Raw genomic sequence first — 14,720 nt, forward strand, 5'->3', positions numbered from 1 at the left:
TGAGTATGTGTCCTAAAACTTATTTACTAATAAAATTAAATATTAGCCGCTAAAAATCCACCGCTTTGATGTTTCCACAGCTGGGCGTACAGTCCGTTTTTTATCAGTAATTCTTGGTGAGTTCCTTGCTCGATGATTTTACCTTGATCTATAACGACTAATCTATCCATTGCTGCAATGGTTGATAACCGGTGAGCAATGGCAATAACGGTTTTACCTTCCATTAAAGTGTATAGGCTTTCTTGAATGGCTTGTTCAATTTCAGAATCCAGCGCACTTGTTGCTTCATCTAATAATAAAATAGGGGCATTTTTAAGAATGACGCGAGCAATTGCAATACGCTGTCTTTGCCCACCAGATAATTTTATGCCTCGCTCACCAACAAATGCGTCATACCCAGTTCTACCTTTTGCATCAATTAGCGTTTGAATAAAGGTATCAGCATGTGCTTTTTGGGCAGCTTCAATCATTTGTTCTTCAGTTGCGTGATTATTACCATAGAGCAAGTTTTCTCGTACTGTTCGATGCAATAAAGAAGTATCTTGTGTCACCATGCCAATTTGTGCTCGCAGGCTTTCTTGACTCACAGCGGTAATATCTTGATCATCAATAACAATCTTGCCACTTTGTAAATCGTAAAAGCGAAGCAATAAATTGATAAGTGTTGATTTACCTGCCCCTGAACGACCAACTAATCCGATTTTTTCACCAGATTTAATTGTTAAATCTAAATTTTCAATGACTGAATGACTCTGTTTTTTGTCATAGGAAAAATAAATGTGTTTAAATTCGATTTTTCCTTGAGTAACATTAAGTGATGTTGCATTGGGGTGATCAACAACCGTTTTAGTTGCTGAAAAAGTATTAATACCGTCTTTAACAACCCCAATATTTTCAAATAGGGCGGCTATTTCCCACATGATCCAATGCGAAAAACCATTTAAACGAAGTGCAACGGCTGTTGTTGTTGCAATTGCGCCAACGCCAATTAATTTATCGGTCCATAACCACAGTGCAACGCCTGTGGTACTTAGTACTAACGAAATAGACAATAAGTGATTAACAATTTCAAAACTACTGACTAGACGCATCTGTTTATTAACAGTCACTAAAAACTCATCCATTGATTCTTTAGCATATTTTGCCTCATTGCCTGCATGAGAAAATAGTTTTACTGTCATAATGTTAGTATAGGCATCGGTTACTCGTCCTGTCATTGTAGAACGAGCATCAGCCTGCATACTAGCCACCTTACTTAATCGGGGAATAAAATAATACATAGCAATGCCATAAGTCAGACACCAACACATAAATGGCATTAATAACCAAATATCTAATTGGCCGATGATTGTTGCCATAGTAATAAACGAAATTAGGACATAGATAAAAATATCCGCCACTAAAAAGCAAGTATCACGAACTGCTAGTGATGTTTGCATGACTTTTGCTGATATTCTTCCGGCAAACTCATCTTGAAAAAAGCGCATACTTTGATTAAGTACTAGTCGATGTAGATTCCAGCGCATTCGCATTGGAAAATTCCCTGCTAGGCACTGATGTTTAATAATCGTTTGTAGTCCAATGATAATGGTACTTGCGAAGATGGTTAAGGCTAATAAGACTAATGTTGCTTTTTCTTGTTGCCAAAATTGGCTAGGTTCAACAACTGCAAGCCAATCAATGACTTTACCAAGGGCTGCGTATAAAAAGGCTTCAAAAGCTCCACCTAATGCACTAAAAATAATTAATAATAGTAGAAATAAACGAGTTCCTTTAGTTGATTGCCATATGAAACTAAAAAAGTTTTTAGCCATAGGCTCTGGTTCATCTGTCGGATAAGATGACACCAATTTTTCGAAGAATTGATACATATTTAGACCTAATTAATAATAAGGTTTTCTTTGATTATATTGTCAATGATATAGAAAAATGGGGTGAGTGCAAATAGCTATAAATTGTTTTTACACTCAAATTTTAAATGAAATTTAAATAAGTATTACTTAGCTATATACTTGTTATTTATAAATTTATCAATATCAAAGAAGTTAGTGAGGAAATAAAGTGTTTCATATTTCCCCGTTTTTTGATTATATCTTGAAAGTTAATATATAGCGATTAGTTGTTCTAAAAAATGTCTTTAATAATAAGCACCACTCGCCCAACAATATGGTATTTATGAAAATCTATCTTGGAAACTTCAATAGTTGGATGTTGGCTATTATTACAAATTAATAACCACCCATCGAGTGTTAAACGTACTTTTCTTAAAAAGGTAATATCTTCATATTCAATTAGGTATATTGCACCATCAACAATATCAGTTATTTCAGTGTTTAAAATTAGCCCGTTATTGTTTTCTATTTCTGGCGACATTAAATCGCCTTTTGCCCAGTATATAATTAATTTTTTAGCATCTAAACCGCGATGCTTAGCCCAACCCTCAATAATAGGATAGTTCATTAATGGCGGTGTTTCTCTAACAAAACGTTCCTTTTGCGCTTCTTCTTTGGTTGGTAATTGTTTTTTATAAACAGGGATTCGATAAATATTTTCGTTGTAAACATCTTCTTCATTTTTAGAATCTACAAATTCTAGCCTATGTCCAGTGGCCAGCCAATTGAAAGAAACATTACATTTTTCAGCAATGACTTCTAAACGGGTAAGCGATGGGTACGTTTTACCAGATAGGTAATCTCTAATTACTGTTTCTGACATATCGCATTTTTTCGCGAATGCAGAAACAGATAAACCTTGCATTGAGCTGTGTAATCTATCTTTGAAAGTTTTAACATTATTATTTTTAATTGAATTCATCTTTGATCCATTATTTATCGCATAAATTCATCAATTATAGTGCATTTTTTTGTGATTTTGTATATGAAAATAGTATATAAAATCAATTAAATGGTTTTTATTCTAGGTTAATGTGCTTTTTTAATTTTATATATTCGATTTTATGTTGTTTTTTCGTTTTTTAATATAAGAATGATCGTGTTGTTAAAAAAAATGATTATTTTTTGTTTTTTCTGCTTGATTTCTTGTATTTTTCTGTGAATTTTGTTTATTTTAATGTTTTGTAAGTGTTTTTTTTATTAAATTTGATTTTTATCAGGTGGTTGTTTATGGTTTGTTTTTGCTTATTATTATGTTTTTATTCAATTTGTTTATTTTTTGTGAGGTGGTTAAATAAGATAAAAAACAAATAAAAACGTTGACTAAAGCGAAAAAAAATGGATAATAAGCAGGGTAAGGATTTTTCATTGTTTTCTTTCCTTATATTCCTTATATTTCATGTTGGCCTGTATAATTTTATACAGGTCTTTTTTATTCTCTAACTATTCATGAAATCACGTCACAAAAAGAGTATAATAAACATTTTATAAAATCTATTTTAAAGCCTACCTTAAATAGAGCGTTATATTTATTGAGAGGATTTGATTATGTCTTTTAGCATTCCACATCTTTTAGTGTTTTTGGCCGTAGTTATTTTATTATTTGGCACTAAAAAATTGCGTAATTTAGGTTCGGATCTGGGTTCAGCATTAAAAGGCTTTAAAAAAGCGATGAATGATGACGAAGTTGAATCAAAACATGATGATAAGTTAGATAATAAATAGTTGTATTTATTGGTATGAATATTCATTTTGATGTAGCAATTGTCGGTGGTGGGTTAGTGGGTTTAGCAACGGCCTGCGCACTTAGTCAATATGCGCTAAACATTGCAATTATAGATACTAAAATTCATCAGCATGCATCCTTGTCACATGAAGAAGTTGGTATTAGAGCTTCAGCCATTAATGGTGCAAGTCAACGGTATTTTTCGCAAATCGGTATATGGGATGATCTGTGCGCTAGTCACCGTGTGCAAGAGTTTACCGAAATAGGTGTATGGGAAAAATATGGTCAAGCTCATTTGTCTGCTCATGCTAAAGATTATGGTTATTCAAATCTTGGATATATAATCGAAAATAATGTTATTTCTCATTATCTTTACCAATATGCTAAAAAGTGTTCCAATATTCATTTTTATAGTTTTGAAGCAATTGATTGTACATTTAATGACGATTTTGCCTTTTTGACACTTGCAGATAAAACTGTTTTACAATCTAAATTAATGATTGGTGCTGATGGTGCTCATTCTTGGGTACGTAGATGCAAAAATATTCCTGTTTTTGAACGCGATTATCTTCATCATGCTGTTATTACAACTGTTGAAACTGAGTATCCACATCAATCTTGTGCTAGACAAGTGTTTTATCCTAATGGAATTATCGCTTTTCTTCCGCTTTGGGATGCCAATAAAAGTTGCTTAGTTTGGTCGACTAAACCAGATAATGCGGCAAATTTAACCACGCTTTGTGAATCTGAATTTGCAAATCAATTACTAGCGTTAACGGGCGATAAAGTAGGCAAGTGCCAATTAATTAATCCGCGCATGGTATTTCCATTAAAAGCGCGTTTTGCCAAACAATTTGTTAGACATCGCTTAGTACTGATTGGTGATGCTGCGCACACGATTCATCCTTTAGCTGGACAAGGTGTGAATTTAGGGTTTCAAGACTCCGCTTTATTAGTTTCGACCATTAAACAATTAATTGACACACAAAAAGATATCGGACTTGTAAATAATTTAAAGTCATTTGAGTTTAACCGTCGTAAAGATACGTTAGTGATGCTCACAGCCATGAGAACAATTCAAGATATGTTTAATGGAGATAATGTGCTGAAAAAGACATTAAGAACCATTGGCATGAATGCTATTAATCACAGTTCACTATTAAAAAAACAATTGATCAAATACGCTATGCATATTTGATTTAGGTCAACATTTAGTTAATGTGATTTTTGTCAAAAAGTTTCAGGTAGCAATGCGTTTTAGTATAAAAAAGCCAGCATATGATGCCTAATATTGCTAAAGACGTGCTTGCAATGATTATCGCTATCCATCCGTAATGACTAAATAAATAGGTCGAACCCACAGATCCTAGCATTCCGCCAATAAAATAGCATACCATATAACCTGTATTCATTCGGCTGCGTGCTTCGGGTCTGATTTGATAAATAGCATTCATATTCGACACATGGGTAACTTGTACGGCTAAATCTAACAAAATTACGCCGAAAATTAAGGCGAAAATTGAATATTGCGCTAACGATAGGGGTAACCAAGCTAACAGCAATAAACATAATCCAATAGTGGTTGCAATAAAACCTTTGCCTTTGTCTGATAATTTTCCCACTATTGGTGATCCCATTGCACCAGCCGCACCAGCAAGTCCAAATAAGCCAATAATAAAATCAGAATAGTGGTATGGTGCATTAGTTAGTAAGAAAGCAAGAGGTGTCCATAATAGTGAAAATAGTGCAAATGATATAATGGCTAATAGTGAACGAATTCTAAGTGTTGGCTCTTGTTTATATAATATAGCAATCGACCATAACAGCTTAAAATAATTAATGTTAATATCACAGCGGTAACTGGGTAGCGAAACCCAGAGTAATAGTGTCACAATGGCCATAATACCTGTTGCAATCCAATACACATCATGCCAATCGGCAATGGTTGAAATGGCACCCGCAAAGGTTCGACCCAATAAAATACCTAGTAACATACCACTCATTAATGTGCCCACGATTTTACCACGATGTTCTGGTCTTGATAATGTAGCTGCAAAAGGAATTAAGACTTGTGCTACCGTTGAAAATAACCCTGTCATAGCTGTGCCTATTATAAGCATTTCTATATTTTGAGATAAAGCGCTTACCATCAGTCCACAAGTGGATAATATCATTAAAATAATAATCAATCTTTTACGCTCTAGTTTATCACCAAGTGGTGTGATAAAAAGTAAACCCACAGCATAACTAAATTGTGCTGCCATAATGATTGATCCTGCATTTTCTACTTTTATATGCAGATTATTTGTAATCGAATGTAATAGCGGCTGAGCATAATAATTGCTAGCTATAGTAATACCAATAGCAAATGCCATTAAAAACACTAAGTAGCCAGATAAGCTTTGATGTTGTTTGCTTTGCATAACTTAATAGAGTAAAAAATAATGAGTAATTATATACTAAAAATAATGTAGATTCTGATAAATAGGCGTTAATAACTCGTTTGTTTTAATAAGTTATAAACAGGCGTTGCTAAGCCTATTTTGGCATTGTCAGAGTTAAGATTATACCAATAGCCACAAGATTCATCCCAACATTTTGTATAATTAGTGATAACACAATGGATAGGAATAATGTCTAAGTGAAAATGGCTAAAGGTGTGGCGAAAAGCAACAAGTTGCTTTGGTTTTGTTGTTTCAATGCCTTGTTTTTTTAACCAGTCAGTTAATGCTTGCTTACTTGAAAACTGAGGTAAACAATATAGTCCTCCCCAAATACCCGATGGTGGTCTTTTTTCTAGCCAAATAGCTTGATGATATTCAAGCATTAAAAAATAGGCTGTTTTTTCAGGAATAGTCTTTTTAGGTTTTGGGGCTGGATATTGTTGCCAAGTTTCATTTTTATAGGCAAGGCAATGATTATGCAATGGGCATAAAGTGCACTTAGGTTTAGTGCGAGTACAAACCATTGCGCCAATATCCATCATGGCTTGATTAAATTTTGCAACCTCTTTTTGAGGGGTAACTTGCTCACTTAATTGCCAGAGTTTATTTTCAACAGTTTTAATACCCGGCCAGCCTTCAACAGCAAAATATCGGGTTAAAACACGTTTTACATTGCCATCTAAAATTGGATAATGCTGATTTTGTGAAAGTGATAAAATTGCTCCTGCAGTGGAACGCCCGACACCGGGTAGGGCGATGACATCGTCAAATTGTGTAGGGAACACGCCGTTAAACTGTTCGGCAATCATTTGTGCTGCTTTATGTAAATTTCGTGCCCTTGCATAATAACCAAGCCCTGTCCAAAGATGCAACACATCGTCAATTGGCGATGTTGCTAGGTCAGTAACCTTGGGAAATTGTTCAATAAAACGGTTAAAGTAAGGGATTACCGTTGCAACTTGAGTTTGTTGCAACATCACTTCTGATAACCAAACATGATAAGCGCTTTTTTCGATTTGCCAAGGTAGCGATTTTCTACCGTACAGTTCATACCAGTTAAGTACAGCTTGCGAAAACTGTTGCATAGTCATAGTTATTTACATTACAGCAACAATGGAATCACTTGGATAGCATCCGAGCACCTTGGTATATAATGTCATTGTTGCTAGTTCTTTGAGTGCTGTTTGCATTTCATAAGAATGGATATTGCCTTGCAAATCAATATAAAACATTTCTTCCCATGGTGTACCATGAATCGGACGTGACTCAAGCTTAGTCATGATGATGTTATGATTACGTAATACTAATAGTGCATCAACTAAAGCACCTGCTTGTTGACCGGTCTTCATTAAAATTGTAGTTTTAGCTGGAATTTGATCCGAAACCTCAATCGGCTGACGAGCCAGCACAATAAACCGAGTAATGTTTTCTTTTTGATTGGCAAAGTTATGTTCAAGGACTTGCAGTCCATATAATTCACCGCCATCTTTATTACCCATTGCGGCAACATTAGGCTGATTCAATTTTGCAACAGTTTCCATTGCTGACGATGTACTATCGCAGTATACAATCTTCCAATGTGGATAGCTTTCTAGAAAGTTACTGCATTGTTGGAATGGTTGTGGATGGCTATAAATGGTATCAATTTGTTCAATTTTTGAATTTGGCCCGGCAAGAACACAATGATCAATAGGTAAAGAAAGCTCACCAATAATGTGTAAATTGGTTTTTTGCAATAAATCATAAACTTCATTAATTGAGCCCGAGCTAGAATTTTCTATTGGTAAAATGCCATAATCTACAGCACCATTTTCGACTTGTTCAAAAATGTCTTTAAAGGTTGAACAGCTTAATTCAATCATTTCATCTAAATGAGCGCTTGCATAATGGCGTGCTGCGGAATGAGAATAAGATCCTTTTGGCCCTAAAAAAGCAACTTTGGCCGTGACAATAGTGCCGCGATTAAGTTTTTCTTGTAAGATTTTTTGTTGTAATAGTACAGAATCTTCGATAATTAATTGATATAAGCGTTTAATGAATAGATCATCAAGATGATAATTTTTGCCTTGATTGATTAAAGCTTTTATGAGTAAACGCTCACGCTCAATATCACGTACCGGAATGTTTGCTTCAATTTTAGTATGAATTACTTGCGTTGAGAGTCTGCGACGTTCAGCAATAAGTTCTAACAACGTTTTATCTAGCTCATTAATCTTATCTCGTAAAGGTAATAAAGGGTTTGTAGTCATTTTTATTAAATATTTTAAAAAAGATAGTTTGTATTATAACAAGCAAAAAAATAAAGACACCATCAAAGTCTATTTTTATGATAGAATAAAGGCATACCTACTAGTGGACTCGATATAACAAAAGTTTTTATTTTCTGTTTATTGTCATGATGTAAAAAGTGTCTAAATCACCAAGATTTTTAGGTCATTATAATATATTCAAAAAATCTATCTCAAGTCTTTGGTATAAACGTGTAGCGTTTGTACAATATATTTACAAATCTTAACAAAAATCTAGTTTTTTACTTTCACACAACGGTTTTTTATTTATAATGCAAGTTCTATATGCTAATTTGTACAGTTCTTAATATCTGCATGGAAAAATATCATTAATGAATGATAAAAAAAGTACCTATAGAATTTTATTTTAGAAAATTGAAAATAAGTTAAAAAATTATCAAAAGGAATAGGTAATTATAAAATGAAGGAATCAAACACATTTCTTGATCACCCACAAAAATTAATTTCAAAAAATACTTTTCTTTTTACATGGTTAGCTTCTTATTTTAATTATCGCCTCTGTGTAGTAACTAAGTTAGTTGAACGTACTTTTTCATTGTTAAAATGTAGCAATTTACGTTTAATTCTATTGATTATTATTTATCCTGTGTTATTTGTTAATAATGCGAATGCATTATCGGCAGCGACAGCAAATGTGGTAAATGGAAGCGCTCCGTACTTAAGCTTGGATGGTGGGGAAACTAAAATAAATAGTGCTGAAGGACTATTAGGAATAACGTTACCTAATGGCCATTATATTCCGCCAGGGGTAAATAGTGCGCTTTATCCTAATGCGACGATAGATACTTCAAGCGCAAGCAATCCTATTGAGTTACCAAGTACCACAACGTTTGCTGATATACAAACAATGGTACCAGTGGCAAGTTATCCTAGCATTGAGTTAAATAAATTGGTTAATTCGCCGTATAATTATGGGAAAGATGACGATGGTGATGTTGAAATAAGTGCAACGGGGAGTTTGGCGATCCAATGGCAAGACAAAAAAGGTCAAGATATCACAATACAAGTCAAAAATCACCAAAAAGCAACATTAAGTGCGTGTAGCGCACCTTATAAACTGACACTAACGGCAACAAGCAGTAGTATATCAACAAAGTATGGTCAGCCAAATAGCAATACCTTTATAGCTGATCGTTATAGCTATCATATTGTTGTTCCTAATATGGATAGGCCATGTCCTTCCGTTGCTTTTGCACAGCCCAATTTACTGTTTTCTGCTGGAGATGAGTCGCCAGATTTATGGAATGATCAAAAAGGGTTTAAAGTCGCCGATGTTGGTGACACAACAAAGAACTTCCCGACCACGGGAGCAAACAAATTGTATTTCTTTTTACTCTTAAAAAACATAACCCCAGAACAAGTAATCGCTGCAAATGGTACAAAGGTAAGTGCAACAAATGGTATGGGGGTGACATTATCATTAAGCAAGAGTACAACAGGTTGGCGCGACCTACCTTTAGGTGAAGCAGCATTAAAGATAGAACTAAATGGACCTGATATAAGCTCAAATAATAAGGCATTTACCCCTTCATTATTTAATATTTATGCAGATAGTACCCATTTAGAATTGTTATACAGTTTCAAGATAGAGCGTTGGTATATAATCCCGATTCAACGGAGTCACACTTATGAGGATATTCAAAAATTTTGTCGTAATTTAGGTAATGGCTATCGAGTCCCTGATGCTAATGACTTAACTAATGCTAATGGGGATGGCTGGACCGGAGGTATACCGGGCAGAAACATTAACAATTATCAAAGACGTTTAAGTTACCGAGATAGTAATCGTTGGATTGGCGGGATACTTAATGAGTGGGGCTATATTACAGATACCCCTAACAACGCTTTCTTGAATCATGCATATTGGGTTTCCCAGTCGAATAACACCTGCCGATCTGGTTCTGAAATACTCTTTGCAAATTCAATGTTTGGTAACGTCAATTGCTCAGGATATACCACTAGGGTAATCGAAGAAGATCAATATGATAATGTCGGCGATGTCTGTGTGAGCCCATAAGACTACATTTTCTAAATTGAGAATGAGTATTGCTGCCAGTTTTGCGCCGAACATACTTATACTTAATATCACTGTTATTGCGATTTTATTTTATAGAAGGGGAATTATTCCCCTTCTGGTATAGCTTCTTTTATGCTATTAAATGCTCGACGAGCTTCGCCTTTATGTTGTAGCTTATTAAGTTGTTTTTCAAGTTTATCAATAAGATCGTTAATTGCAGCATACATGTCAATATGTTTGGCAGATGCAACTAATGGCGTTCCTTTGGTGGCAATTGTTGCATCAACAATAAATCCGTCTGGTTCTTTGGATAAAATAAAATGAGGGTTGATTAGTTGCGCTCTCCATTTATCTAATTTTGAAAACTTATCTTCTAGATAGCTACGAATTGCAGGGGTAATATCCATTTGTTTACTGGTAATACTTAACGCCATAGTTGACCTCCGCTTTTTATCAATAAATCTAACCTTTTTAAAAATTGTTATCACTACATTGGCAAATTATTTTAGTCTCGTCAATAAGATATTGGTTATTGATCACATTTTTGTGAATTTAATTCAAAAATAGATTCTATTAATTAGCTATTGCATAACAGTGGGGCTGACACTGATTTTACTATATACTGTATCAATAAGTATTTAGTTTATTCTGCGTTATAAGATATTTTCAATGAATGAGGATAATGTGAGTTATTTAGATAATGTAAAGATTGTTTTGGTTGAAACATCTCATACAGGTAATATGGGATCTGCCGCAAGAGCAATGAAAACCATGGGATTAACGAATCTTTGTTTAGTTAATCCAGTCATCAAGCCTGATTCTCAATCAATTTCGTTAGCGGCAGGTGCGAGTGATATTATTAAAAATGCACAAATTTTTTCTTCGCTTGAACAAGCCATTGCTGATTGTACTTTAGTGATTGGCACTAGTGCCCGCTCCCGTAGTTTGCAATGGCCACACTTAACCCCAAAAACGTGTGGCGATAAGATTATTCAAGAAGCAACTAAGAGCTATGCCCAAGTTGCTTTGGTGTTTGGGCGTGAACGTGTCGGTTTAACGAATGAAGAATTGCAAAAGTGCCATTATCATGTTGGCATTCCTGCTAATCCTGATTATAGTTCTTTAAACCTTGCCATGTCGGTGCAAGTTTTGTGTTATGAAATTCGTATGTCAATGTTAAACCTTGAAAATAACATATCAGAGCAAAAAAATGGGAATATGTCAGAAACTGAATTTCCTATTGATGCCGATATAGAGCGTTTTTACCAGCATTTGGAACAGACTTTATTACACACAGGCTTTATTAAGGCCAACCATCCAGGGCAAATTATGGGGCGTTTACGTCGATTATTTACACGTGCACGTATTGAACAACAGGAGCTGAATATTTTGCGAGGTATTTTAACTTCGATTGATAAAACGTTACAATAATCACAAAAAATAACACCCTCGGGGTTGTGGGTGTTATTTTTCAATCGACAATGTTTAATGCGCTATTTATTCATCAAACTTCTTATTTTGATAATATTAACTTTTTTTCCGCCATGTTGTACCATTCGCGCCATCTTCAAGTACAATATTCATTGCATTTAATTTATCGCGAGCTTCGTCGGCTTGTGCCCAATTTTTGCTTGCTCTGGCTTCGTTTCGTTGTTTAATTAACGCTTCGACTAATGCAATATCAACATCATCTTGCTGATTACTTTGTAAAAATTTTATGGGATCTTGCTCTAATAGTCCAAGTACTGCTGATAAATAACGTAATTCAGCAGCTAATTCATTAGCAAGTGACATATTATTATCTGCTTTGGCTTTATTTATTTCACGAGCTAAATCAAAAAGAGTTGAATAAGCTTCTGGCGTATTAAAATCATCATTCATTGCATCACAAAATTGGCGATAATAATCGCTGTCAGGCGTCATGTGTGGATGAGTTGGATCCGTATCTCGTAGTGCTGTATAGAGTCTCTCTAGTGCCATTCTTGCTTGCTTTAAATTTTCTTCACTATAGTTGAGTTGGCTTCGATAATGACCTGATAGTAAAAAGTAACGCACTGTTTCGGCATCATAATGTTTTAATACATCGCGAATTGTGAAAAAATTATTGAGTGATTTTGACATTTTTTCTTGGTCTATCATAACCATGCCGGAATGCATCCAATAATTGACATATTGACCATCATGCGCACAGGTTGATTGGGCAATTTCGTTTTCATGATGTGGGAACATTAAATCTGAGCCGCCACCGTGAATATCAAAGTGATTACCTAACTGATAACTATTCATCGCAGAACATTCAATGTGCCAACCTGGGCGACCTTTACCCCACGGTGAATCCCAACTTGGTTCATTCGGTTTTGACATTTTCCATAACACAAAATCCATTGGATTACGTTTAACATCAACCACATCAACACGAGCGCCAGCTTGTAGCTGTTCTAAATTTTGTCGCGATAAAACACCATAATTAGGATCACTGTCTACTGAAAACATCACATCGCCGTTATCGGCAATATAAGCATGATTTTTGGCAATTAATTTTTCAACTAATTGGATGATTTGTGGCATGTGATGAGTAGCACGCGGTTCTATATCTGGGCGTTTTATATTCAGTGCATCAAAATCTGCATACATTTCTTGTAGCATTCGATCGGTAAGTTGATCGCAACTCTCGCCGTTTTCGAGTGCACGTTTGATGATTTTGTCATCCACATCAGTAATATTACGTACATAAGTTAAATCATAACCTAAAAAACGTAAATAACGGGTGACAACATCAAATGCAACAAAAGTACGCCCGTGACCAATATGGCAAAGATCGTAAATGGTTACTCCACAAACATATAGCCCAACTTTATTTGGGATAATAGACTGAAAGATTTCCTTTTCTCGGGTTAATGTGTTGAATATTTTTAACATTATTATCTACAGGTTAAAATTAATGAATTTTGTTAAATAATATAACAAAAATCTGGATATGACGAAATTACTTATTCTAAACTTTGTAAAGAAATAGTGGGAATATGCATAGATCAAAATAATAGCTTTTCGATTATGATTTTGATCTATGCCTTAATAGATAAAGAAGATATATCTGAAAGTATAAGCTTAAAACGAATTATTGTTTTAAATTCGATAGAGATAAATGAGTATAATCGTCCCAATTACTGAAATTAATATACTAGGAAAGTTAAAACCAGTTACACTCCCCCAACCAAAGATGGGGCTAATACACCCACCTATTACGGTACCTGCCAAGCCTAATAAAGTCGTTTTAATTATGCCAATATGTCCTAGTGGCATAAAAAACTTGGCAATGAAGCCAGCAATTAATCCAGAAATTAACCCTAGAGCAATTATCCAACTTATATTATCCATGATAATTTCCTTTGTTTAAAATGTGTTACCATTCCACTCTAATAACGCATAAGGCGTTTTTCCATTTATGTAGTGAATAAATCTTTTCTATCTTTTGCATCGCCAACTATTTGCAGATTATGCCATATATCTATGAAAGTTCATATTATGTTTTCATTTTTCCTATTTGTTATCGGGCAGGTGGTGGGGGGGAATTTTTGATTGATACGATAGTTGTCACATGTTGTAACAAATAGGTACTGCAAATTCTCAATTAATTGCGAAACGGTATAGACTCCTGAATATTTTTTACAAAAAATAGAACCTAAGAAGTGAACCGCTGGGGAAATACCTCATAGTGAGTACAAAACTGATATAGAAAATTACGCTGCCTGTTTTAGTGTTTTATATTCAATAGGTATTATGTTATTTAATGCCTCACGAGGTATTTTCGTATTAGTTTCGTTTTTATAAGTATTTATTACAGTCGTTGCTCAAATTAGGTAAACAATGCAAGTAAGGCTAGCACTACAAATGGAGATAAGGATGATATATCTGGAAATATTAAGCATGAAATGTATTTAAACTGGCGGGAAACCCGCCAGTGTAACAGGAACAGATTATTTTTTTATGTGACGATAGATATAAATGACTATAATCGAACCAAGCACTGAAATTAACAAACTAGGGAAGTTAAATCCAGTTACACTACCCCAACCAAAGAAGGTGCTAATATAGCCACCCACTAAAGCACCTGCAATGCCTAATAAAATAGTTTTAAATACACCTACACTTCCTAGTGGCATAAAAAACTTGGCAATCCAGCCGGCAATTAATCCTAGAATTATCCAACTTATAATACCCATGATAATTTCCTCTTGTGATTGAAATTAACTTTAGTTTACTTAAATTAATTAAAAAATCTAACAGAAGATAATGTTCAATGAAATAGCTTTAATCGATTAATTGAGAGTC

13 protein-coding genes are annotated in these 14,720 nt (G+C 34.4%); 4 read left to right on the forward strand and 9 right to left on the reverse strand.

Features of this window, described 5'->3' with window-relative positions; all coding sequences use genetic code 11:
- Positions 1-35: 35 nt before the first annotated feature.
- On the reverse strand, positions 36-1,871 hold the full coding sequence (locus GQ593_RS00360; protein ID WP_160430111.1) for an ABC transporter ATP-binding protein: 1,836 nt from the start codon (positions 1,869-1,871) through the stop codon (positions 36-38).
- Positions 1,872-2,124: 253 nt separating this feature from the next.
- Positions 2,125-2,814: a LexA family transcriptional regulator gene (locus GQ593_RS00365; protein ID WP_065637332.1), complete on the reverse strand. Its 690-nt coding sequence runs from the start codon at positions 2,812-2,814 to the stop codon at positions 2,125-2,127.
- 626 nt (positions 2,815-3,440) lie between these two features.
- Here GQ593_RS00365 and GQ593_RS00370 point away from each other — a divergent pair.
- The gene (locus GQ593_RS00370; protein ID WP_202115313.1) at positions 3,441-3,617 is read left to right on the forward strand and encodes a Sec-independent protein translocase subunit TatA; all 177 of its coding nucleotides are present in this window, start codon (positions 3,441-3,443) and stop codon (positions 3,615-3,617) included.
- Between the two features lie 14 nt (positions 3,618-3,631).
- On the forward strand, positions 3,632-4,816 hold the full coding sequence (locus GQ593_RS00375; RefSeq protein WP_160430112.1) for an FAD-dependent monooxygenase: 1,185 nt from the start codon (positions 3,632-3,634) through the stop codon (positions 4,814-4,816).
- A gap of 13 nt (positions 4,817-4,829) precedes the next feature.
- Here the strand turns inward: GQ593_RS00375 and GQ593_RS00380 are convergent, their stop codons facing one another.
- The 3 genes from GQ593_RS00380 to pheA form a co-directional block, all read right to left on the reverse strand.
- Positions 4,830-6,041: an MFS transporter gene (locus GQ593_RS00380; protein WP_160430113.1), complete on the reverse strand. Its 1,212-nt coding sequence runs from the start codon at positions 6,039-6,041 to the stop codon at positions 4,830-4,832.
- 68 nt (positions 6,042-6,109) lie between these two features.
- Positions 6,110-7,153, reverse strand: a complete 1,044-nt coding sequence (gene mutY / locus GQ593_RS00385; RefSeq protein WP_160430114.1) for an A/G-specific adenine glycosylase — start codon at positions 7,151-7,153, stop codon at positions 6,110-6,112.
- 6 nt (positions 7,154-7,159) lie between these two features.
- On the reverse strand, positions 7,160-8,311 hold the full coding sequence (gene pheA, locus GQ593_RS00390) for a bifunctional chorismate mutase/prephenate dehydratase (RefSeq protein ID WP_160430115.1): 1,152 nt from the start codon (positions 8,309-8,311) through the stop codon (positions 7,160-7,162).
- 460 nt (positions 8,312-8,771) lie between these two features.
- Between pheA and GQ593_RS00395 the strand changes: the two genes are divergently transcribed.
- Positions 8,772-10,388 carry a hypothetical protein gene (locus GQ593_RS00395; RefSeq protein WP_160430116.1) on the forward strand — a complete coding sequence of 539 codons (1,617 nt, stop codon included), beginning with the start codon at positions 8,772-8,774 and terminating at the stop codon, positions 10,386-10,388.
- A 104-nt stretch (positions 10,389-10,492) separates the two neighbouring features.
- On the opposite strand, the gene raiA is transcribed toward GQ593_RS00395, so the two are convergent.
- On the reverse strand, positions 10,493-10,822 hold the full coding sequence (raiA, locus tag GQ593_RS00400; RefSeq protein ID WP_160430117.1) for a ribosome-associated translation inhibitor RaiA: 330 nt from the start codon (positions 10,820-10,822) through the stop codon (positions 10,493-10,495).
- A 235-nt stretch (positions 10,823-11,057) separates the two neighbouring features.
- Between raiA and trmJ the strand changes: the two genes are divergently transcribed.
- Positions 11,058-11,819 (forward strand): tRNA (cytosine(32)/uridine(32)-2'-O)-methyltransferase TrmJ, encoded by a 762-nt coding sequence (gene trmJ, locus GQ593_RS00405; protein ID WP_160401946.1) that lies wholly within the window; start codon positions 11,058-11,060, stop codon positions 11,817-11,819.
- A gap of 96 nt (positions 11,820-11,915) precedes the next feature.
- Here trmJ and cysS read toward each other — a convergent pair whose 3' ends face one another.
- From cysS to GQ593_RS00420, 3 genes are all read right to left on the reverse strand, one after another.
- Positions 11,916-13,307: a cysteine--tRNA ligase gene (cysS, locus tag GQ593_RS00410; RefSeq protein WP_160430118.1), complete on the reverse strand. Its 1,392-nt coding sequence runs from the start codon at positions 13,305-13,307 to the stop codon at positions 11,916-11,918.
- A gap of 207 nt (positions 13,308-13,514) precedes the next feature.
- Entirely contained in the window at positions 13,515-13,766 is a 252-nt protein-coding gene (locus tag GQ593_RS00415; protein ID WP_160430119.1) for a GlsB/YeaQ/YmgE family stress response membrane protein, read from the reverse strand.
- Between the two features lie 599 nt (positions 13,767-14,365).
- The gene (locus GQ593_RS00420) at positions 14,366-14,611 is read right to left on the reverse strand and encodes a GlsB/YeaQ/YmgE family stress response membrane protein (RefSeq protein ID WP_160430120.1); all 246 of its coding nucleotides are present in this window, start codon (positions 14,609-14,611) and stop codon (positions 14,366-14,368) included.
- Positions 14,612-14,720 lie beyond the last annotated feature (109 nt).

Source organism: Gilliamella sp. Pas-s25, assembly GCF_009795885.1.
In the GTDB taxonomy this organism is placed as follows: Bacteria; Pseudomonadota; Gammaproteobacteria; order Enterobacterales; family Orbaceae; genus Gilliamella.